Below are 20,165 nucleotides of genomic sequence, written 5' to 3'. Positions count from 1 at the left end.
GGGGTTAAAAGGTGTTCGCCACCGGGGTGAAAGTGAAACGCTCCCCCTATCGAGGTGTCCGATGTGGGTGCCGAAACCGATATATTGTCTGAAACGAGGCCAGAAAATTTATCCAGGAACGGTCGCCCTCGTGTGGTTTCTTCGCTGTTGCCCCGCACGCGCGTGCGGGAGTTTTATCAACCCCCATCTACTAACAAGAGTAAGTTCCTATGTCAGGAGAGTCTGATGAGTACGGCGCAAAGTCGATCCAGACCCTCGAAGGGCTGGAAGCCGTCCGGAAACGGCCCGCGATGTACATCGGGTCGACGGACGCCAGAGGCCTCCACCATCTCGTCTACGAGGTCGTCGACAACGCCATCGACGAGGCCCTGGCCGGCTACTGTGACACTATCGATGTGACCATCCACGAGGACGGCTCCGTCTCCGTCAGCGACGACGGGCGGGGCATCCCCGTGGACGAACACGAAGAACACGGCCGCCCGGCCGTCGAGGTCGTGATGACGATCCTCCACGCGGGCGGGAAGTTCGACAACAAGTCCTACCAGGTCTCCGGTGGCCTGCACGGGGTCGGTGTCAGCGTCGTCAACGCGCTGTCGAAGTGGCTGGAGGTCGATATCAAGCGCGACGGGGCCCTGTGGCGCCAGCGGTTCGACCACGGCACACCGGAGTATGACCTGAAGAAGATTCGCGACCTCGACCCCGGGGAAGAGACCGGGACGACGGTCCGTTTCTGGCCGGACGAGGAGATCTTCGAGACCGGCGAGTTCTCCTTCTCGACGCTCTCGTCACGGCTGCGTGAACTCGCCTTCCTCAACTCCGGGGTCGCCATCACCATCGAGGACGAACGCGACGGGACCAGCGAGACCTTCGAGTACCAGGGCGGTATCAGGGAGTTCGTCGAGTTCCTCAACGAGACCAAAGAGCCGCTCCACTCGGAGGTGATCTACTTCGAGGACGAGGACGACATCGCCGAGGGGACCGTCCAGGTCGAGATCGCGATGCAGGGCACCGACGACCTGCAGGGCTCGATCCACGCCTTCGCCAACAACATCAACACCCGCGAGGGTGGGACCCACCTCACCGGGTTCAAGACGGCGCTGACCCGCGTCGTCAACGACTACGCGACCGACAACGGCCTGCTCAAGGACCTCGACGACACTCTCAAAGGCGACGACATCCGGGAGGGGCTGACTGCGGTCATCTCGGTCAAGCATCCCGACCCGCAGTTCGAGGGCCAGACGAAGACCAAACTCGGTAACAGCGAGGTCCGCGGGATCGTCGAGTCGGCGATGCACGACGGCCTGGCGACGTTCTTCGAGGAGAACCCCGACACCGCGGAGATGGTCGTCGGAAAAGCCGTCGAGGCCGCCAAGGCGCGCAAGGCCGCCAAGAAGGCCGAGGAACTTACCCGCCGGAAGTCCGCGCTCGATTCGACGGCGCTGCCCGGGAAACTGGCCGACTGCCAGACACGCGACCCCGAAGCGGCCGAACTGTTCGTCGTGGAGGGTGATTCCGCCGGCGGGAGTGCCAAACAGGGCCGCAACCCCGAGTACCAGGCCATCCTCCCGATCAAGGGAAAGATCCTCAACGTCGAGAAACACCGGCTGGACCGCATCCTGGAGAACGACGAGATCCGGAACCTCATCACCGCGCTGGGCACCGGCATCGGCGAGGAGTTCGATATCGAGGATCTCCGATACGAGAAGATAATTCTGATGACGGACGCGGACGTCGACGGCGCCCACATCAGAACGCTCCTGCTGACGCTTCTCTACCGTCATATGAAGCCATTGCTGGAAGCGGGATACGTCTACGCCTCTCAGCCGCCACTCTACCGGATCCGGTACCGGGGCAACACCTACGACGCGATGACCGAGGAGGAGCGGGACCGGATCGTCGCCGAGAAGTGCGACGGCAACCCGACCCAGGTCCAGCGGTTCAAGGGCCTGGGCGAGATGAACCCCGAACAGCTCTGGGAGACGACGATGGACCCGGACAACCGCATCCTCAAACAGATCACCATCGAGGACGCCGCGGCCGCGGACAAGATGTTCAACGTCCTCATGGGTGACGCAGTCGAACCGCGCAAGGAGTTCATCAAGGAACATTCGCCGGAAGCGGAGTGGGTGGACATATGAGCTCGGACGTACCAGACGACGCGAACGCACCGGCCGACCGCATCAAACACGTCCGTATCGAGGACGAGATGGAGCAGTCCTACATCGACTACGCGATGTCGGTCATCGCGGGGCGGGCGCTGCCGGACGTCCGCGACGGGATGAAACCCGTCCACCGGCGCATCCTCTACGCGATGCACGAGATGGGCGTCTCCTCGGGGTCCAGTCACCGCAAGTCCTCCTCGATCGTCGGGGAGACGATGGGTGACTACCACCCACACGGCGATTCGGCCATCTACGACACGCTGGTGCGGATGGCACAGGACTTCTCGATGCGCTATCCCCTCGTGGACGGCCAGGGGAACTTCGGCTCGATGGACGGCGACCCGCCCGCGGCGATGCGGTACACGGAGGCCCGGATGGCCCCCATCGCCGAGGAACTGCTGGCGGACATCGAGAAGGACACCGTCGACTTCACGAGCAACTACGACGACCGCCTGCAGGAACCGGACGTCCTGCCCGCGAAGGTCCCGAACCTCCTGCTCAACGGGTCGTCGGGCATCGCCGTCGGGATGTCGACGAACATCCCGCCCCACAACCTCGGGGAACTCGTCGACGCGACGGTCCACCTGATCGACAACCCCGAGGCGACCGTCGAGGACCTGATGGAACACGTCTCCGGGCCGGACTTCCCGACCGGCGGGAACATCGTCGGCCGGGACGCCATCTATTCGGCGTACGCGACCGGCCGGGGACGGCTTCGAGTGCGTGCGGAGTACGAGATCGACCGCGAGGACGGCCGGATCGTCATCAGCGAACTCCCCTACCAGGAGAACAAGGCCCGTATCGTCGAGCGCATCGCCGACGACGTCAACGAGGGCAAGATCGAGGGCATCGCGGACCTGCGCGACGAGTCCGACCGGAACGGTGTCCGGATCGTCGTCGAGTTGAAACGCGGCGCGAACGTCGACGTCGTCGAGAACCGCCTGCTGGACCACCACCTCGAATCGACCTTCGGCGTCATCAACCTCGCACTGGTCGACGGCCAGCCACAGGTCCTCTCGCTGAAAGAGAGTCTGCAACACTACATCGACCACCGCCGCGAGGTCGTCCGCCGGCGCTCCGAGCACGACCTGGCCGAGGCCGAGGACCGCGCACACATCCTCGAAGGCCGGCTGAAGGCCCTGGAGAACGTCGAGGACGTCGTCGACCTCATCCGCAACAGCGAGGACCGCGACGCCGCACGGGCCGGCCTCCACGAGACGTTCGACTTCTCGGAGGACCAGGCCGCCCACATCGTCCGGATGCAACTGGGCTCGCTCACCTCGATGGAGGCCGCCGAGATCGAGGAGGAGTACGAGGACGTCCAGGAGACTATCGAGTACCTCCAGGCAGTCCTCGACAGCAAGGAGAAACTCGACGGCGTCATCAAAGACGAACTCCGCGAGGTCAAAGCCGAGTACGACGACGAGCGCCGGACCTCGATCATCGAGGACGAGGGTCAGGTCACCCACGAGGACCTGATCCCCGAGCAGGACTGCGTGGTCGTCATCACGGAGGACGACTACATCAAGCGGATGCCCGTCGAGAACTTCGATCCCCAGAACCGCGGCGGGAAGGGCATCATCGGCGCCGATCCCAAGGAGGGTGACCGCGTCTCGAAGGTCTTCCGGGCCAACAGCCACGACTACCTGCTCTGTTTCACCAACCAGGGGCAGGTCTACCGGCTCAAGACCTACGAGATCCCGGAGATGTCCCGCACCGCACGCGGGAAGTCGGCGATCAACATCATCAACTTAGACGACGGCGAGGAGATCACCGCGGTCGTCTCGACGGACGACTTCGAGGAAGACGAGTGTCTCACGATGGTCACCCGGAACGGCTACGTCAAGCGGACGTGTGCCGCCGACTTCGAGAACATCCTCTCGACCGGTATCCGGGCGGCCAAACTCGAAGACGGCGACGAACTCGTCGACGTCGAGGTGACCGACGGCTCCAAGGATCTGGTCATCGCCTCCGAGGGCGGGATGACGATCCGCTTCGACGAGAACGAGGTCAGCCAGATGGGCCGGTCGGCACGCGGTGTCAACGGCATCAAACTGGGAGACGACGACAGAGTCGCGGCGATGGTCGCCACCGACGACGACGACGAGCGAGCGCTGCTGACGGTCACCGAACACGGCTACGGCAAGCGCACGAAACTCACCGAGTACCGCGCCCAATCGCGGTACGGCAAGGGCCTGGTCGACATCAAGACCGACGAGCGCAACGGCCGCGTCCGGACGGCCAAGGCCGTCACCGACGACGACCACCTGGTCATCATGTCCGAGCAGGGTCAGATCATGCGGATCCGCGCCGCCGACATCTCCCAGGTCGGTCGGAACACGAAGGGTGTCACGATCATGGAACTCGAAGACGGCGACGGTGTCGCGAGCGTCACCGTCGTGCCGACGCCGACCGACGAATAGCACCGCGAGCGGCCTTTTTCGCCCGAGACGATAGCACACGAGTGCCTGCTCTGAAGGGAGATTCAACACGTAAAAACCTGTCGCCGATTGCGCTCGGTCGCAACCCGACCTTTTAAATAATAATCCAGGGGACCGACAGTCCAGATGCGATGGTCCCCGACAAGCTGACACGACGTGAGGCCCTCCAACTCGGCGCGGGCACGGTCGCGGCTACGAGCCTGAGTGGGTGCAGCTCCGCCCTCCCGCCGCTGGGCTCACAGCTCGATTTCGGCCGTGTCGACGTCCCCGACGCCGACGACCCGACGTACAGACAGTGGCTCCCGACACCGTCGGTGGCAGCAACCGACCGCGAGCACTACAACGTCCTGTTTCGCCGCCCGAGCGCGCTCGACTACCGGGCACCGGTTCGGTTCACGACGCCGAAGATATCGCTCCTGACCGACCTCGACTACTTCGGGGTCGGCTACGCGAACTACGACCGACTCCTCTGGACGCGGTTCGGAATCGTCCTGGAAGGGGCGTTCGAGCGAACCGAAGTCGCCGATACCCTCACCGACAGCGGGTACACTGCGGACGGTACCTACCACGAGTACGACCTGTTCACGCGGGCTGACGAACCGCGGACGGTCGCGCTCGGGGACGGAGCACTCGTCTACGCCAGCGAGCGTGTCCACGAAGATGCCGACGTGCAGGCACTTCTCGACGCGAAGGCAGGCCGCATCGACCGCTATCACGAGGTCGCCGAGCGGTTCGCTCGGGCGAGCGCCGCTATCGGCGAGAGCAGGATGGTCGAATTCCTGCGTCCGAACGGCGCACGCAGTTGGCTCAAGGCAGAGGGGTTCCGGTTCGACGGCGAGACCGCTTATCATGTCGTCAAACACCACTATCCCGACGGTGAACCGGTCCCGACCGACCGGCTCAAGCAGCGCAGCGTCCAGAAGACGCTGTTGACCCGCGAGGTAGACGCCTTCGATTACTCGGTCGACGGCCAGCTAGCGACGGTGGTAGGGCGCGTCCCGGCCGGCGAGGGGGTCGACCCGGCGACGGCGACGTATCCGCCACAGATCACCTGGGGGAGTACCGAGGACTCCGACGGGCGGGCATTGACGCTCCGCCACGAAGCAGGCGAGGACGTCGATGCATCGGCCCTCCAGTACGAACTCCGGACACGACTGGACGAGACCGTCCAGAGCGGTGCCCCGTGGACCGACACCGACACCGTCTCGGCCGGAGACACAGCGACGGTTACACTCGCCGAATCGGCCACGAACACGGATGCCACACTGGTACTCCGGTACGTCACGGACGCCGCGTACGGGTCACTGTTCGCCGTCGAGACGGGAGGGGACGGATGAGTGTGGCACGTTCGCTATCCGACCCGCCGGGCCGGTCGCTGCCGTCCACCCCCAGCACGCCCAGCCACCACGGGAGGTTATTTCCCCAGCCCATGACAGAGACACCTGTGGCCGAGGATACCGATCTGTCGACCGTCGTCGGCCTCCTCGACGACGAGCACGCCCGGTCCATCCTGGTCGAGACGAGCGAGGAACCGCTGTCGGCGGCGGAGTTGAGCGAGCGCTGTGACGTGTCGGTCTCCTCGATCTACCGCCGACTGGACCGCCTGGAAGCGGCCGACCTGGTCGACGAACAGACCCGTCCGCGTCGCGACGGCCACCACGAGACCGTCTACGTCTCGCTTTTGGGACGGTTCGAACTCACCATCAGCGACGGGTCGCTGGACTGGACAGTCGAAGCGGGCGAGACGGACGTGGCAGACGAGCTGACCCGCCTCTGGAGGAACTTCTGAGATGGTCACGCTCGGTTCACTCACCGGCCTGCTCGCGGGTGTCGCGGCCACCGGCTCCGCCGTCGTCGGCCTCTACATCGGCGCCCACGCCTACCGCGGGCTCCGCCGACACGGCGACCCGTCGATGCGGTACCTCTCGCTCGGGATGATCGTCGTGTTCGGCGTGACGTACCTGGTCGCGCTGCTGGGCCAGGGGCTCATCACCTACCACGTCGTCGGCATCCGCTACCAGAGCGCGTTCAGACTGGTCGTCCGACTCCTCCAGTTCGCCGGCCTCGTCCTCATCGCGTACTCGCTCCGACTCGCCGCCGGCAAGGGGGTCGCGTCCCAGTGAGCGGACACATCGTCTGTGCGCCTGACCCCGAACGCCCGGGAGTGTCCGGCGTGGGGGACTGACCTAGAGGATTCGCTCGCCGAACGCGCTGGCGACGAGTTCGCAGGCCAACTCCGCGGTCTGGTTGTGTTCGTCGAGGATGGGGTTGACCTCCACCACCTCCATCGAGCGGATCGCGTCGCGGTTGTCGGCCACGTACTCCATGGCGATGTGGGCCTCACGGTAGGAGACGCCGCCCCTGACCGGTGTCCCGACGCCGGGGGCCTCCGTCGGATCGAGCCAGTCCAGATCCAGCGAGACGTGGATGGCGTCGGTGCCGTCGGTCGCGACGTCCAGCGCCTCCTGGACGACCGCCGAGGCGCCACGGGCGTCGATATCCGACATGGTGTATGCGGTCACGTCGCTCTCGGTGATGAGCCGTTTCTCCCCCTCGTCGATGTCTCTGAGCCCGACCAGCACCACGTTCTCCTCGCTGACGCCGGGCGCGTGTGCCCACTCGAACTCACCGAACTGGCCCTTGCCGAGGATACCCGCCAGCGACATCCCGTGGATGTTGCCACTCGGCGTGGTCTGTGGCGTGTTGAAATCGCCGTGGGCGTCGAACCAGATGACGCCCAGTTCCTCGTCCGGGTCGGCCGCACCCCCTACTGTGCCCATCGCGATAGAGTGATCGCCACCCAGGACCAGCGGGAACTCGCCGTCTTCGCGGGTCCCTGCGACGGCGGTCGCGAGGTCGGCACACACCTCACGGGTCTCTGTGAGAAACTTCGCCCGCCCGTCGGCGAGGTCGTCGGCGTCTGGATCGCCGGCCTCCGGACGCGGGACGGCGATATCGCCACCGTCGACACAGTCGTAGCCGAGGTCAACCAGACCGTCGGCCAGTCCGCCGTACCGGATAGCCGACGGCCCCATGTCGACACCACGGCGGTCGGCACCGAGGTCCATCGGAACACCCAGGACGCGCACGGTCGGTCGCATACCTGTTTCTCTCTCCCGCAGCAGTAAAAAAATGGCACCAGTTAAGTCGGTCTGTCAGATACTTCCGGTAGCATGGTACAGCGCGAGTCGAGTCGGGGCGACGACACCCACCGGCACGTCCTCGTCGTCGACCCGAGCGAACTGCGTGGCGACCGTCTGGCCGACGGGCTCCAGTCCCACGCAGCGGTCGAGGGGTACACCGCGACCTCGACCGACGGCGCGGTCACCCGACTCGCCTGGCCCGACATCGACTGTCTGGTGGTCCGCCACGACGGCGATACGTTCGATGCCGTCACGGCGGCCGAACGGATCGGGGGGAAACACCCCTGCCTGCCGATCGTGTTGTACACGACAGACGGCGACTCGTCCATCGCAGAGCGCGCCGTCGGCACCGCCGTCGACGAGTTCGTCACCGGTTCCGGGTCCGATGGAGTCGCCCGGCTTGCCAGCGCTATCGACGACGTCGCACTGGATTCGACAGCACAGGACGATCTGACGACCCCACCACTCGACGACAACGTCACCCCAAACGTCGACGGCGAGACGGTCGACGAACTGCTCGCGGCTGGCCTGGACCGCGAACGACTCGCACAGCTACTCCACAAGAGCAGGCTGTTCGACACGATCCTGGAATCGATTCCGGTCCACCTCTACATCAAAGACGTCGACGCCCGCCACCTCTATGTCAGCACGGGCTACTTCGAGGAATCACTGGACGAGTTCCACGGCAACACCGATCCCGAGATCGGTCTCGTGGCCGATAGGCACGCACGGCGGGCCTACCGTGAGGACAAGCACGTCATCGAGTCCGGGGATCCGGTACTGGACAAGGTCGAGTACCTCCCGATGCTCGACCAGTGGAACCTCACCTCGAAGGTTCCCTGGCACGGCCCCGACGGGGAGGTCGTCGGGCTCATCGGTGTGACCAGGGACATCTCGGCCCGCAAGGAGCGCCAGGAGGAGGTCAGACGCCAGAACGAACGGCTCGAACGGTTCGCGAACATGGTCAGCCACGACCTCCGGAACCCGCTTCAACTGGCGACGATGCGGATGGAACTGGCCCGTCGTGCCGATGACCCGACGGCCCATCTCGACGACGTCGAGACCGCGCTCGAACGGATGGACGCCCTCATCGAGGACGTCCTCGCGCTCGCGAAACAGGGGAAACGCGTCGTCAACCCGGAGCCAGTCGACCTCGAGGACGTGTTCCGGATCGCCTGGCTGTCCGTCGACGCACCGGACGCGACCTTCGCGGTCGACGCTTCGCCCGGCACGGTGCTCGGTGAGGAAGGTCGGCTGCGACAACTCGCGGCCAACCTCTTCCGGAACGCGATCGAGCACGGCGGCCCCGCGGTGGCAGTACGCGTCGGCGACCTCGCCAGCAGTTCGGGGTTCTACGTCGCGGACGACGGCCCCGGCTTTCCGGACACCGACGACGAGGACCTGTTCGAAGCCGGGTACACGACGAGCGAGGCGGGAACCGGATTCGGGCTCTCCATCGTGGCCGAGATCGCCGAGGCCCACGGCTGGGCAGTGACGGCGACAGAGAGCGACGGCGGGGGCGCGCGGCTGGAGTTCACCGGAGTCGAGCGACCAGCAGCGGAGACGGACCAGCCGAGCGACGGCGACCTGAGAGAGTCCTGACAGCGAGCCGGGACAGACAGCTACGAACATACCGGCCGAATGCACGGACGCAATCAGTGTGCGTCGCCGGAGTCGAGCGGCTGCTGGCCAGTCTCCGAGCCCGCCGCGTCCTCGGACTGCTCGCCGTCGCTGGTCACCTCGTCGTCCGCCGTCGGGCCAGCGGGCAGTTCATCCCGGACCATGTCGGCGAACGCGGCGGGTTCGTAGATCTCGTCGACCGAGACCGTCAGGCCGCCGCTGGCGCCGGACCGGACTGCGACGTTCCCCAGTCCGAACAGCGAGTCCCACGCCGAGCGGGTCTCCTCGACGCCCCGAACCTTCTCCAGAGGGACCTCGTTGCGCAGCAGCGAGATGAACCGGTACTCCTCGAGGACTCGCTGGTTCGTCAGGAAGTACGTCGTCAGCGTGTGCTGCCAGTAGCGGTACAGCCCTCTGGAGAACAGGAACAGCCCCACAGCGAAGCCGACCGTCGGCTGGTACAGCGGGCGCCCGGTGAAGTACAGCAGGTAACAGGCGACCCCGAGGACCGGGACCGCGACGATCGCCTCGGCGAGTGCGTTCCGCTGGGCGGGCCGTCGCTCCTCGACGACACGTTCGCCCTCGCGCATCCGTGGGGCCTCCGGTGCGGCGACGAAGTGGACGTACAGCCCCAGACCGACGACGAACAGCCCGAACACCGCGAGGACGATGCCGACTGCCGGCGGTGTCTGGGGCTGTGACTCGACGAGCGGATACTGCGTCTCGAACTCGTAGAGGTAGACGCCGATGGCCGTCAGCGGGAGGCCGAAGACGCCACCCCAGACCGATGGGAGTCCTCGTGCCATCGCTCAGCCCCCCGTGAGCATCTCGTACAGGATGCCCAGTATCGACGACACAGTTCCGATGACGGTCAGTGTCATCTGATCGACCGTGCTCTGTCCGCACCGATTGAAGAAGCCACGGTCACAGCTCGCCGTCTCAGTCGCGGCGGGCGGTTCGGACGCCCCTGCGAACGTCGGTGACTCACGCGGTGTCGGCGTCGCCGTCGGCGTCCGTGCCCCGTCGACCGTCAGCGAACTGCCGGCGATGGAATCGTTGCCGACTGTGATCTGCTGACGCGTCGTCGGTGCCGGGAGCGGGAAGGCCGCCCGTTCCACTGCAGCGTAGCTGGGGCTGAACGTGACCGTCCGCTGCTGGCCGGGCTGGATCGAGAGCTGACGCGTCGCGACGACGCTGCCGCCGACGTGGTAGACGAACTGGCCGTCGAACCGGACCGTCTCGACGTTCCGGACGGTGACGCTGGCGTTGCCAGTCTCGCCCGCACGGAGTGTGTTGGGGAGCGTCGACTGCTGGATGGTGAGCGACTCGGCACTCGCTTGCTGGCTGTCCTCGAACCGAACAGCGTCGCCCGCAGTCGCGCCACCCGAGGAGACGACACTGTGGTCGTAGGTCGTCCCGGTACGGATGGTTCCTCCCGCGGCTTCGATGTCGGTCGCCCCGACGGCGAACGCGATCTGCGTTCGCTCACCGCCGGCGACGGTGATCGTCTTCCGGTCGACGGTCGTGCCAGCGAACCGGTAGCTGACACGCCGCGTGACCGTCGTCTCTGACGGGTTCGAGAGCGTCGCCAGCACGACGAACTGGCGGTCCGTCGGGACGGCGACGGGTGCCTCGAACGCCTCGACGCCGAGGTCGACATCCGGAGTAACACGGAGATACCGCGGCGCCCCCTCACCGGATTCGTTCCGGACCCCGTGGACGTAGGTCCCGGTGTCGAGAGCGGTGTCGGTGACCAGTCCGGCGTCGGCGGCCGGCTCGAAGCCGATCCGTGCCGACTCGCCACCGTCGAGCGTCACGACGTCAGTCGTGACCGTCGAACCGGCGAAGACGTACTCGATCCGCTCGGAGCGCGTCTCGTCGGCCGGGTTCCTGACGGTCGCCCGGACGGTGAACCGCTCACCAGGTCGAACACGCTCGGGTGTCGAGATGTTCGTCACGGAGAGTCCCGGCGGCGCAGCGACCGTGGTCGTCCGTTTGCCCTTGGCCCCGCCCTGTGCGCCGGTCGGGGATGGGGTCGGACTGGGGGTCGGCGTTGGAGTCCGAGTGGGCGTTGGTGTCCCAGTCGGCGTCGACGTCGAAGTTTCGATCGGTGTCGGTGTTGGCGTCCCCGTCGGCGTTGGCGTCGGTGAGGCTGTCGATGTCGTCGTCGGCGTTGGGGTTGGATTCGGCGTCGCTGTCGCCGACTGGCTGTCCGTCGGCGTCGGGCTCGCGGTCGCGTTCTGTGCCGACGTCGTCCGTGCAGTGGACGACCAGCCATCGGCCGCGGGACGTGTCTGCTCGGCGGCACTGATCCCCGGAGCGAGGACACTGAGCAGGGTCACACTCACGAGGAGCACCACGACTGTCGGAGGGCCATCACCGTCGGGGGGCATTGCCGGGCGTTCCAAGCAGGACCTAATAAAACACAGACATCTTTGCCCACCGCCCATCCGACGACCGACCGCGAGATGGCGCTCTACGTGTACTGTTCACAGACCAGTTCGATACCTTCCTCGAAGGAGATTTGTGGTTCCCAGCCGGTGGCCTCGTTGATCTTCGCGTAGTCCGCACAGGTGTCGTGGACGTAGACGTCGTCGGGGATGGGGTTCTCGACGAACTCCGGATCGATGTCGGTCCCGAGTTCGTCGTTGAGCATCTCCACGACGGTCAGGAAGTCGTAGGCTTCGCCGGTCCCGAGGTTGTAGACGCCGTCCAGTTCGTGGTCGGCTGCCTGTTCGAGCCCGCGGACGATGTCGTCGACGTGGGTAAAGTCCCGCGTCTGTGTTCCGTCGCCGTACAGCACCGGTGGCTCGCCGTTGGCCATGTCGTCGGCGAACTGTGCGATGACGTTGGCGTACTCGCCCTTGTGCTCCTCGGCGCCGCCGTAGCCCTGGTAGACCGAGAAGAATCGCATCCCGGCCAGCGAGATGTCGTAGTGGTTGTGGAAGTACTCCGCGTAGGTCTCGCGGGCCATCTTCGAGGCCTCGTAGCCCGTGTTGACCGTCACGTCCATTGCCTCGGGGGAGGGCTCGGTCTGGCTTCCGTAGATCGAGGAGGTCGACGCGTACACCACCGTGTCACAGCCGTCGTCGCGGGCCTGCTCGACCGTGTTGACGAATCCCTCGACGTTGACACGTGCTCCGTGTGTCGGGTTGTCCTCGTGCATCGCGTACGAGGACAGCGCAGCCAGGTGGAACACGACGTCGACATCCGTCGGGAGATCGTCCTCGACGACGCTTCGTTCGACGTACTCGACGTCCTCGACGACGTTCTCTGGCGTCCCCAGATAGCCGTCGTCGACCACGACCACGTCGTTGTCGGCCGCCAGCGAGTTCGCCAGGTTCGCGCCGATGAACCCGCCACCGCCGGTGACCAACACTCGTTGTCCGTCCATACTCGATGGACGACAACCGCGTACCAAAGTCGTGTCGGTTGGCCGTCAGCGACAGGCCCGACCACCGTCGCTTTTAAGGACGGCTGTACCGAACGAAATATTATGTCATCGATAGAACTGACTCCCAGCCAGAAAAATATCTTGCAGGAACTCGTAAACCTCTACCGGGAGAGCGAAAGCGCCGTCAAGGGCGAGGACATCGCCGAGAAGGTCGACCGCAACCCGGGCACGATCCGGAACCAGATGCAGAGTCTGAAGGCCCTCCAACTCGTCGAAGGCGTCCCCGGTCCGAAAGGCGGCTACAAGCCGACGGCGACGGCCTACGACGCCCTCCAGATCCAGGATATGGACCAGGCCGCCGAGGTCCCGCTCCGGCACAACGGCGACCTCGTCGAGAACGCCAACGTCGAGGAGATCGACCTCACGAGCGTCCACCATCCCGAGGAATGCCGCGCCGAGATCCAGCTTCAGGGCTCTATCTCGCAGTTCCACGAGGGCGACTCGGTGACCGTCGGCCCCACACCGCTCTCGAAGCTCCAGATCATCGGGACCCTCGAAGGCAAGGACGACACGAACAACAAGCTCATTCTGACCATCGACGACATGCGCGCCCCCGCCGGCGAGCCCGAGCACTGACCGGCCGCGACGCGTCTCTTCTCTCTCTGTGGCGCTGGCCGAGTGAGCCGCCGCCCAGTGGAGTCGCTAACGAAAGATTATCCGGGTACGTACGCTCCAGACAGCGATTTCAAAGCCTTTGTATCGCCTGACTCCCGAGCCCCGTGTATGACAGACAACGTCGTCGTCCTCGGTGCAGGCTATGCCGGCGCTGGCACCGTCAACAGCCTCGAATCTGAATTGAACGGGGAAGCCGATATCACCTGGATCTCCGATACCGACTACCATCTCGTGCTCCACGAGTCCCACCGCTGCATCCGCGATCCGAGCGTCCAGGAGAAGGTCGCGATTCCCGTCCACGAGATCAAAGAGCCCAGCACCCAGTTCGTCCAGGACGAGGTCACCGGCATCGACACGGACGAGCGTGTGGTCGAACTCGCCGACGGCGACGACGTCGAGTACGACTACCTACTCGTCGGCCTCGGGACCAGAACCGCGTTCTTCGGCATCGACGGCCTGAAGGAGTACGCCCACACGCTCAAGAGCCTCGACGACGCGCTGGGCATCCACGACGCCATCCAGCAGGCCTCCCGCGAGGCCTCCCGGAACGACCCCGCCCAGGTCGTCGTCGGCGGCGCCGGCCTCTCCGGTATCCAGACCTGCGGCGAGATCGCGGAGTTCCGCGACGAACACCGTGCGCCGCTGGACATCCACCTCGTCGAAGGGCTCGACGAGATCTTCCCCGGCAACGACCCCGAACTCCAGGGTGCCCTGCGCAAGCGCCTGGAGAAGCGCGACGTCAACATTATGTGTGGCGAGTTCATCGGCGAGGTCGACGAGGAGACCGTCTACATCGGCGACGACGAGGAACTCGACTACGACGTGCTCATCTGGACCGGCGGCATCACCGGCCGGGAGTGCATGCAGGACGTGCCGCTGGACAAGGACGAACGCAACCACCGCGTGCATGCCGAAGGCGACTTCCAGACCGCTGACGAGCGCGTGTTCGCCATCGGCGACTGCGCGCTGGTCGACCAGCCCGGCGAGAACCCCGCGCCGCCGACCGCACAGGCCGCCTGGCAGGCCGCCGAAGTGGCCGGCGAGAACCTCGCACGCGCCGTCCGCGGTCAGCCACTCACGACCTGGACCCACAAGGACAAGGGGACCGTCATCTCCGTCGGCGAGGAGGCCGTCGCCCACGACGTCATGAACGTTCCCGTCGACACGTTCGGTGGCCTCCCGGCGAAGTTGCTCAAGAAGGGCATCGCCGCCCGCTGGATCTCCGACGTCACCGGCTTCGGCCGCGCCGCGAAGGCGTGGCCCGATATGTAACCACTTTTTACTTCGTCGGGTTCGCGTCGCCGCTTCGCGGCGCGCGAACCTCTCCTCGCAAAAACGTGGGGAAAAACTGCTCGACCTCACTCCGTTCGGTCGAGTAAACCGGCGGCTTCGCCGCCGGATGCTCGTGCAAGCCTACCCTTCCCCGTCTTCGCTCGGCCGCGACTACCGTCGCGGCACTCGCTCACGGCCACCGCACTGCACAGAAAACCGCCACACCGCAGTCCCCACGACCGCGACCCCGTCGCTACTCGGCGACCGCCCAGAACCCCAGCGTCCGCGGGACCGTGGCCATCAGTTCGGGTGAGGTGCTGGGCTGGTCGTCGTAGTCATCGGGGTCGGAACTGTCCGGGGCCTCGTAGACCTCCCTCACCGTGAAACCAGCCTCGACGAGCGCGGTGTGGAGGTCCCCTACGGTCCGGTCGAAGACGACGATATCGTCGTGGAGGACCGGGTCGTGCTTGTCGCGGCGGGGGCCCGTGTCGTGGTAGCTGCGTTCGAGCGTCAGGGTCTCGGGGTCGAACAGTTCGTGGTACGGATGAGGGACGTCGAAGGTCAGGAGGCCGCCGTCCCGGAGGAGACGGTGAGCCTCCGAGAGCGCCGCGTCGATGTCCTCGACCATGAAGTAGACGAACCCCGAATACGCCAGGTCGAAGGTATCGTCGGGGAGCGGGACGGCCGTCACGTCGCCGGTGACGAACTCGGCGTCGACGTCGTAGCAGTCCCGCAAGCGGGTCGCGTGGCGGAGTTGCTCGATGGAAAAGTCGACACCGACCGCCGTCTCGACGCCGTCCCGAGCGAGCCCGACGGTCCCCTGGCCGCCGCCACAGCCCAGTTCGACGACGGCCAGTTCCTCGCGGTCGGAGAGACGAGCAGCCTGCCAGTCGGCCATCGCCGCCGGCTCCGGGAGCGGCGAGTACACTGGCGGGAGTCCGCCCTGGGCAGTCCCGGCGTTCCACAGCGCCTGATGCTCGTCGCTCCACGCGTCCCACAGCCGTCGGTTCTCCCTGTCCGGGTCGGTCATACGAATCGTACGCCGGATCGCTCTGATGAGTCTTGGGCCGTGATGTGATACCACGGCAGGGGCCACTCAGTTCGTCACGAGACACTGGCGCCAGTGGCTCGAACACTCGAAAGTGAAGGGGCGAGTGAAGCCAGTGTCGGGAGGGTTGAGGTCGCGGAGCGTTTATCATTCGTAGACGGTATCTAGTCGGTATGAAAACCGGTGAGTCGGGTGCATACTCCCGCCGGGCAGTGTTGCAGGCGGCGGCAGGAGCCGGCGTCCTGCTGGCGCTCGGATCGAGAACGGGTACAGCAGCGACGACGACGGGGTACGGTGCCGGCGGCTACGGCGCCGGTGGCTACGGTGAGACCTCGTCGTCGCCCGTCTCACGGTTCGATACGAACGGGCAGCAGGGCATCCAGCGGTCAGAGGTCGTCGCGGCGATCGACGCCTACGAGAGGAACCAGTCGATCGGTGGGCAACCAGTCACCGCCGACGACGTGATGGCCGTCATCGCGGCCTACAACTCCTGATCGCCAGTTACCGTTCGATCGAGAGTCCAGCGTGCCACTGGTCGGCGTCGGCAGCCGCGACGGCTTCGTCCATCCGTTCGAGGTAGGTCACGGCGAGGCTGGCACACTTGGCGGCCTTGCGCTCGCCCTCAGTGCGGAACTCGCCGGTGACGCGGTTGGCGTACACCGTACAGACCGCGCCGGCCCGGAGGCCGTAGATACTCGCCAGCGTGAGGATACTCGCGGCCTCCATCTCGAAGTTCAGGACGCCAGCCTCGCGGAGTTCTTCGAGTAAGTCCTCCGAACCACGCGCCTCGAACCCACCGAAGCCCGGCCGTGACTGGCCGGCGTAGAAACTATCCGTCGAGCAGGTCACCCCGAGGTGGTAGTCGTAGCCCAGTTCCTCGGCGGCGGCGACCAGCGCCGAGACGACGCGGTGGTCCGCACTCGCGGGATAGTCCTCCCGGATGTACTCGTCACTGGTCCCCTCCTGGCGGACGGCACCGGTCGTGATGATCAGGTCGCCGACGCTGGCCTCCTCGCGGATGGCGCCACAGGAGCCCACGCGCAAGAGCGTGTCCGCACCGACGCGGGCCAGTTCCTCGACGGCGATCGCCGCCGAGGGCGACCCGATCCCCGTCGACGTGACCGAGATGGGCGTCCCCTCGTGGGTACCCGTCGCCGTCCGGTACTCGCGGTGGTCACCGACGACCTCGTGGTCGTCCCAGCCGTCGACGACCTTCGCGACCCGTTCGGGGTTGCCCGGCAGGAGGACGCTGTCGGCCACGTCGCCCGGCCCGACTTCGAGGTGGTACTGCTGGTCGTCGTTGGGGTCCTCGCTGTCCCCGGTCATACGTTCAGGTGCGCCTTCGTGATGGTGTTCGGGAGCAGTTCGCCGAGCGTGTACTCGCCGACCTCGCCGTCACCTTCGTCGCAGTAGATCGGGAACGCCTCGCCACAGAACTCCGCGAGCGACTGGCGACACATCCCACAGGGCGTGACTCCGTCGCGCTTGTCAGAGGCGACCGCAAGGCGGGCGAAATCACGGTGGCCGTCCCGAACCGCCTCGCCGAGCGCGACCTCCTCGGCGTGGAGGCTGTTGCTGTAGTTGGCGTTCTCGATATTACAGCCCGTGTAGACGGTCCCGTCGGCCGTCTCGATGGCCGCGCCGACGTGGTACTCCGAGTAGGGCGCGTACGAGTCCTCGACGGCCGTGCGGGCCGCGTCCAGCAGGTCGTCCATACGCCGGGCAACTCGCGGCGAGGGCAAATACCCACCGGCGTCGACGAATGGGGAGCGGTCAGGCCCCACTCCGATCCGCCACCGCGTCCTCGACCGTCGCCACGACCGCTTCGACGAGCGTGTCGACGTCGTCGCTCTCGGCGTAGACCCGGACGTACGGTTCGGTGCCACTGGGTCGGACGAGCGTCCACGACCCGTCCTCGAACGACAGTCGAACCCCGTACTCCGTCGAGACACCGGCGTCGGGGAACGCCGCCGGGAGCGTCTCGGCCAACGTCTCCATCACGCTCGCCTTCGCTGCATCGGGGCACTCGACGCTGACCTTCTGGTACGGTCGCTCCGGGACGGCCGCACGCCGCTCGGGAAGCGACTCCGCCGCGAACAGGCGCGTCAGGACCGCCGCGCTGGCGACGCCGTCGATCCAGCCGCCAAAGTCAGGGTGGATGTGCTTCCAGGGCTCGCCGGCGAAGACGACCCTCGTCTCCTCGGTGGCGTCGGCGCGCACGTTGGCGATACCCTCGTGGAGCGCGCCGAGGTGGATGCGTTCGACGCGACCGCCTGCTGCTTCGACGCGCTCGTCGACTCGGCCGGATGCATTGGGCGTCGTCACGACGACCGGGTCGCCGGCGGTCGCCGCTCGCGTGTAGTGCTCGCCAAGCATCGCCAGGATGGTGTCCTCGTGGACGACGTCGCCCTCGCCGTCGACGACGACGATGCGGTCGCTGTCGCCGTCGTGGCCGATGCCGAACGCGACCCCGGTGTCGGCGACGAACGACCTGAACTTCGAGAGGGTCTCGGCGGTCGGCTTGCTCTCTCTGGCCGGGAAGTAGCCGTCGACGTTGGCCTCGACGGCCCGGACGTCGGCGCCCAGTTCCCGGAGGACCTGGGGCGTCGCGACGCCGGACATCCCGTTGCCGCTGTCGACAGCCACCGTCACCCCGTCGGGATCGGCCCCGTGCTCGCTGGCGTAGCTCGCGACCTCGCTGCGATATTCCGACAGCACGTCCAGCGTATCCGGTTGGCCCCACTCGCCCCACGCGACGGGGTCGCTCCCGGCGTCGACGCGGTCGCTGATCCGCTGTTCGGCCGCGCCGTCGTACTCCTGGCCGTCGACGAACAGTTTGATGCCGTTGTCGTGTGGCGGATTGTGACTCGCCGTGATCATCGCCCCACGACGTCCCTGTGACGCCCACGCCAGCGCGGGCGTGGGCACCCGACCGACTCGGCGGACGCGGGCGCCGGCACTCGCCAGCCCCGACGCGAGGGCGTCGGCTAACGCGGGCGACGTCACTCGCCCGTCGTACCCGAGCACGAACACCTCGGCGTCACGGCCCGCCGCACGCCCCACCTGCAGCGCGAGTTCGGGCGTCACCCGCTCGACAGCGTCGCCTCGAATCCCAGCCGTCCCGAACAGTTCCATACCCGACCTCGGGCCGGCGGTCGCTTAAGTTTCCGGGACCACCTTTTTGCGCGTCGGGTGCGCTCCACGCACCGCTCGCGCAAAAACGTCCTCAGAAATCAGGGATTTCTGATGAGTGGTTCGAGAGACGCCGCGGCGTCTCTCGTCATCCCGAAAATCGAAGATTTTCGGACGACTGCGGTAGAGCGCCGCTCTACCGAACGTGGGCGAAAAAGCCGGCTGCTCGATTCGCTCGCGGTATGCTATGGTCCCCACACCGCACAGCACGGCTTCAACTGAGAGAGTGGATAGCCACCGTTCTGCGTTGGGGCCGCGGGGCGGGAACAACAGCATACCGCGCCGCAGGCGCGGTTTCCCCGGAATCGAGGCCGATGGCCGAGATTCCGGCCTTTTTAGCGTAGATTTTTGCGGTGAGTGGGTCGCGGCACGGGCCGCGACCGCATAACGTGGCGGCAAGGCCGCCACGCGGTGGCCGCAGGCCACCCGAACCGGAAAATGGTACTAAAGCAGTTCGTCGAAGTCGTACCCCTCGATGTCGACACCCTCGCTGGTGATGTCGGCCAGGTAGATCCCGTTGCCCGACCCGGTGTCACGCTCGGCGGCGGCCTTGATGGAGGCGGCGGCGACCTCGCGGGCCTGTTCGTTGGTCATGTCGTCCTCGTAGCGGTCTTCCAGAGTCCCGTAGGCGACGGTCAGGCCGGACCCGGTGACGGTGTAGTCGTCCTTCATGACACCGCCGGCGGGGTCGATAGAGTAGACGTGGTGGCCGTCCGCGTCGACGCCGCCCAGGATGGGGTTGATCATGAAGAACGGGCCGCCACGGGCGAAGTTGCCCGCGAGCGTCGAGAGCGCCTGCATCGACATGTCCTCGCCGCGGCGAGCCTCGTAGAGGTTGACCTCGGCGCGCAGCGAGCGGATGAAGGACTGGGCGCCGCCGACGCTGCCGACCAGGGTCAGCGCCGCGTTCGGGTGGATCTGCTCGACCTTCTGGACGTTCTTGTTCGAGACGAACCGGCCGCCCAGCGAGGCGCGCATGTCCGTCGCGATGACGACGCCCTCGCTGGTCGAGATACCGATGGTCGTCGTGCCGGTCTTGTTGACCTTCTCGGTGTCCTGCTCGCTGCGGTCGGGCAGCGAGCCGACCTCGGGCTCGTAGGGGTCGGTGTGGAACTCGTCGGCCGACGGGGGACGCTGCTGCTGGGAGAACGGTGAGTCAGGAGTCGTGTCGCGCATTACCACCCAGTTCCGGTCGGGCGGTGATAAATCCTCTTCTTG

At 66.2% G+C, this 20,165-nt stretch carries 18 protein-coding genes; 9 read left to right on the top strand and 9 right to left on the bottom strand.

Annotated elements, in window-relative coordinates; translation table 11 throughout:
- Positions 1-209 precede the first annotated feature (209 nt).
- The 5 genes from gyrB to Hhyl2_RS01845 all read left to right on the top strand — a co-directional run bounded on the left by gyrB (position 210) and on the right by Hhyl2_RS01845 (position 6,726).
- A complete protein-coding gene (gyrB, locus tag Hhyl2_RS01865) occupies positions 210-2,138 on the top strand; it encodes a DNA topoisomerase (ATP-hydrolyzing) subunit B (RefSeq protein ID WP_483549013.1) in 1,929 nt (642 codons plus the stop codon).
- Positions 2,135-4,585, top strand: coding sequence for a DNA gyrase subunit A (gene gyrA / locus Hhyl2_RS01860; RefSeq protein WP_483549012.1), 2,451 nt, complete (start codon positions 2,135-2,137; stop codon positions 4,583-4,585). Before gyrB ends, gyrA begins: the two co-directional genes overlap by 4 nt.
- A 149-nt stretch (positions 4,586-4,734) precedes the next feature.
- A complete protein-coding gene (locus Hhyl2_RS01855; protein WP_483549011.1) occupies positions 4,735-5,940 on the top strand; it encodes a hypothetical protein in 1,206 nt (401 codons plus the stop codon).
- A gap of 92 nt (positions 5,941-6,032) precedes the next feature.
- On the top strand, positions 6,033-6,392 hold the full coding sequence (locus tag Hhyl2_RS01850; protein ID WP_483549010.1) for an ArsR/SmtB family transcription factor: 360 nt from the start codon (positions 6,033-6,035) through the stop codon (positions 6,390-6,392).
- A 1-nt stretch (position 6,393) separates the two neighbouring features.
- A complete protein-coding gene (locus Hhyl2_RS01845; protein WP_483549009.1) occupies positions 6,394-6,726 on the top strand; it encodes a DUF7521 family protein in 333 nt (110 codons plus the stop codon).
- A gap of 63 nt (positions 6,727-6,789) precedes the next feature.
- Here Hhyl2_RS01845 and rocF read toward each other — a convergent pair whose 3' ends face one another.
- Positions 6,790-7,704 (bottom strand): arginase, encoded by a 915-nt coding sequence (rocF, locus tag Hhyl2_RS01840; protein ID WP_483549008.1) that lies wholly within the window; start codon positions 7,702-7,704, stop codon positions 6,790-6,792.
- A 72-nt stretch (positions 7,705-7,776) separates the two neighbouring features.
- On the opposite strand from rocF, the gene Hhyl2_RS01835 reads away from it, so the two are divergent.
- A complete protein-coding gene (locus Hhyl2_RS01835) occupies positions 7,777-9,348 on the top strand; it encodes a sensor histidine kinase (protein ID WP_483549007.1) in 1,572 nt (523 codons plus the stop codon).
- 53 nt (positions 9,349-9,401) lie between these two features.
- Here the strand turns inward: Hhyl2_RS01835 and Hhyl2_RS01830 are convergent, their stop codons facing one another.
- The 3 genes from Hhyl2_RS01830 to Hhyl2_RS01820 form a co-directional block, all read right to left on the bottom strand.
- Positions 9,402-10,172, bottom strand: coding sequence for a PH domain-containing protein (locus Hhyl2_RS01830; protein ID WP_483549006.1), 771 nt, complete (start codon positions 10,170-10,172; stop codon positions 9,402-9,404).
- Between the two features lie 3 nt (positions 10,173-10,175).
- Positions 10,176-11,759: a hypothetical protein gene (locus Hhyl2_RS01825; RefSeq protein WP_483549005.1), complete on the bottom strand. Its 1,584-nt coding sequence runs from the start codon at positions 11,757-11,759 to the stop codon at positions 10,176-10,178.
- Between the two features lie 83 nt (positions 11,760-11,842).
- Positions 11,843-12,760, bottom strand: a complete 918-nt coding sequence (locus Hhyl2_RS01820; RefSeq protein WP_483549004.1) for an NAD-dependent epimerase/dehydratase family protein — start codon at positions 12,758-12,760, stop codon at positions 11,843-11,845.
- A 102-nt stretch (positions 12,761-12,862) separates the two neighbouring features.
- Between Hhyl2_RS01820 and Hhyl2_RS01815 the strand changes: the two genes are divergently transcribed.
- A complete protein-coding gene (locus Hhyl2_RS01815; protein ID WP_483549003.1) occupies positions 12,863-13,396 on the top strand; it encodes an HTH domain-containing protein in 534 nt (177 codons plus the stop codon).
- 147 nt (positions 13,397-13,543) lie between these two features.
- Positions 13,544-14,707 carry an NAD(P)/FAD-dependent oxidoreductase gene (locus tag Hhyl2_RS01810; protein ID WP_483549002.1) on the top strand — a complete coding sequence of 388 codons (1,164 nt, stop codon included), beginning with the start codon at positions 13,544-13,546 and terminating at the stop codon, positions 14,705-14,707.
- 253 nt (positions 14,708-14,960) lie between these two features.
- On the opposite strand, the gene Hhyl2_RS01805 is transcribed toward Hhyl2_RS01810, so the two are convergent.
- Positions 14,961-15,737: a class I SAM-dependent methyltransferase gene (locus Hhyl2_RS01805; protein ID WP_483549001.1), complete on the bottom strand. Its 777-nt coding sequence runs from the start codon at positions 15,735-15,737 to the stop codon at positions 14,961-14,963.
- A 191-nt stretch (positions 15,738-15,928) separates the two neighbouring features.
- Here Hhyl2_RS01805 and Hhyl2_RS01800 point away from each other — a divergent pair, with 191 nt between their 5' ends.
- The gene (locus Hhyl2_RS01800) at positions 15,929-16,249 is read left to right on the top strand and encodes a hypothetical protein (RefSeq protein ID WP_483549000.1); all 321 of its coding nucleotides are present in this window, start codon (positions 15,929-15,931) and stop codon (positions 16,247-16,249) included.
- A gap of 7 nt (positions 16,250-16,256) precedes the next feature.
- Here Hhyl2_RS01800 and Hhyl2_RS01795 read toward each other — a convergent pair whose 3' ends face one another.
- The 4 genes from Hhyl2_RS01795 to psmB all read right to left on the bottom strand — a co-directional run bounded on the left by Hhyl2_RS01795 (position 16,257) and on the right by psmB (position 20,123).
- Positions 16,257-17,081: a nucleoside phosphorylase gene (locus Hhyl2_RS01795; RefSeq protein WP_483548999.1), complete on the bottom strand. Its 825-nt coding sequence runs from the start codon at positions 17,079-17,081 to the stop codon at positions 16,257-16,259.
- Positions 17,078-17,470, bottom strand: a complete 393-nt coding sequence (cdd, locus tag Hhyl2_RS01790) for a cytidine deaminase (RefSeq protein ID WP_483548998.1) — start codon at positions 17,468-17,470, stop codon at positions 17,078-17,080. Before cdd ends, Hhyl2_RS01795 begins: the two co-directional genes overlap by 4 nt.
- A gap of 58 nt (positions 17,471-17,528) precedes the next feature.
- Positions 17,529-18,890 (bottom strand): phosphohexomutase domain-containing protein, encoded by a 1,362-nt coding sequence (locus Hhyl2_RS01785; RefSeq protein ID WP_483548997.1) that lies wholly within the window; start codon positions 18,888-18,890, stop codon positions 17,529-17,531.
- A gap of 501 nt (positions 18,891-19,391) precedes the next feature.
- Positions 19,392-20,123 (bottom strand): archaeal proteasome endopeptidase complex subunit beta, encoded by a 732-nt coding sequence (gene psmB, locus Hhyl2_RS01780; RefSeq protein ID WP_483548996.1) that lies wholly within the window; start codon positions 20,121-20,123, stop codon positions 19,392-19,394.
- Positions 20,124-20,165: the final 42 nt, after the last annotated feature.

This window comes from Haloarcula sp. H-hyl2, assembly GCF_056934385.1.
This window is presented reverse-complemented; position numbering and strand designations above follow the sequence as displayed.

Bases quoted from the DNA above. Each gene is read 5' to 3' on its own strand.
- gyrB (WP_483549013.1), top strand. From the start codon at position 210: ATGTCAGGAGAGTCTGATGAGTACGGCGCAAAGTCGATCCAGACCCTC.
- gyrA (WP_483549012.1), top strand. From the start codon at position 2,135: ATGAGCTCGGACGTACCAGACGACGCGAACGCACCGGCCGACCGCATC.
- Hhyl2_RS01855 (WP_483549011.1), top strand. From the start codon at position 4,735: ATGGTCCCCGACAAGCTGACACGACGTGAGGCCCTCCAACTCGGCGCG.
- Hhyl2_RS01850 (WP_483549010.1), top strand. From the start codon at position 6,033: ATGACAGAGACACCTGTGGCCGAGGATACCGATCTGTCGACCGTCGTC.
- Hhyl2_RS01845 (WP_483549009.1), top strand. From the start codon at position 6,394: ATGGTCACGCTCGGTTCACTCACCGGCCTGCTCGCGGGTGTCGCGGCC.
- rocF (WP_483549008.1), bottom strand. From the start codon at position 7,704: ATGCGACCGACCGTGCGCGTCCTGGGTGTTCCGATGGACCTCGGTGCC.
- Hhyl2_RS01835 (WP_483549007.1), top strand. From the start codon at position 7,777: ATGGTACAGCGCGAGTCGAGTCGGGGCGACGACACCCACCGGCACGTC.
- Hhyl2_RS01830 (WP_483549006.1), bottom strand. From the start codon at position 10,172: ATGGCACGAGGACTCCCATCGGTCTGGGGTGGCGTCTTCGGCCTCCCG.
- Hhyl2_RS01825 (WP_483549005.1), bottom strand. From the start codon at position 11,759: ATGCCCCCCGACGGTGATGGCCCTCCGACAGTCGTGGTGCTCCTCGTG.
- Hhyl2_RS01820 (WP_483549004.1), bottom strand. From the start codon at position 12,760: ATGGACGGACAACGAGTGTTGGTCACCGGCGGTGGCGGGTTCATCGGC.
- Hhyl2_RS01815 (WP_483549003.1), top strand. From the start codon at position 12,863: ATGTCATCGATAGAACTGACTCCCAGCCAGAAAAATATCTTGCAGGAA.
- Hhyl2_RS01810 (WP_483549002.1), top strand. From the start codon at position 13,544: ATGACAGACAACGTCGTCGTCCTCGGTGCAGGCTATGCCGGCGCTGGC.
- Hhyl2_RS01805 (WP_483549001.1), bottom strand. From the start codon at position 15,737: ATGACCGACCCGGACAGGGAGAACCGACGGCTGTGGGACGCGTGGAGC.
- Hhyl2_RS01800 (WP_483549000.1), top strand. From the start codon at position 15,929: ATGAAAACCGGTGAGTCGGGTGCATACTCCCGCCGGGCAGTGTTGCAG.
- Hhyl2_RS01795 (WP_483548999.1), bottom strand. From the start codon at position 17,081: ATGACCGGGGACAGCGAGGACCCCAACGACGACCAGCAGTACCACCTC.
- cdd (WP_483548998.1), bottom strand. From the start codon at position 17,470: ATGGACGACCTGCTGGACGCGGCCCGCACGGCCGTCGAGGACTCGTAC.
- Hhyl2_RS01785 (WP_483548997.1), bottom strand. From the start codon at position 18,890: ATGGAACTGTTCGGGACGGCTGGGATTCGAGGCGACGCTGTCGAGCGG.
- psmB (WP_483548996.1), bottom strand. From the start codon at position 20,123: ATGCGCGACACGACTCCTGACTCACCGTTCTCCCAGCAGCAGCGTCCC.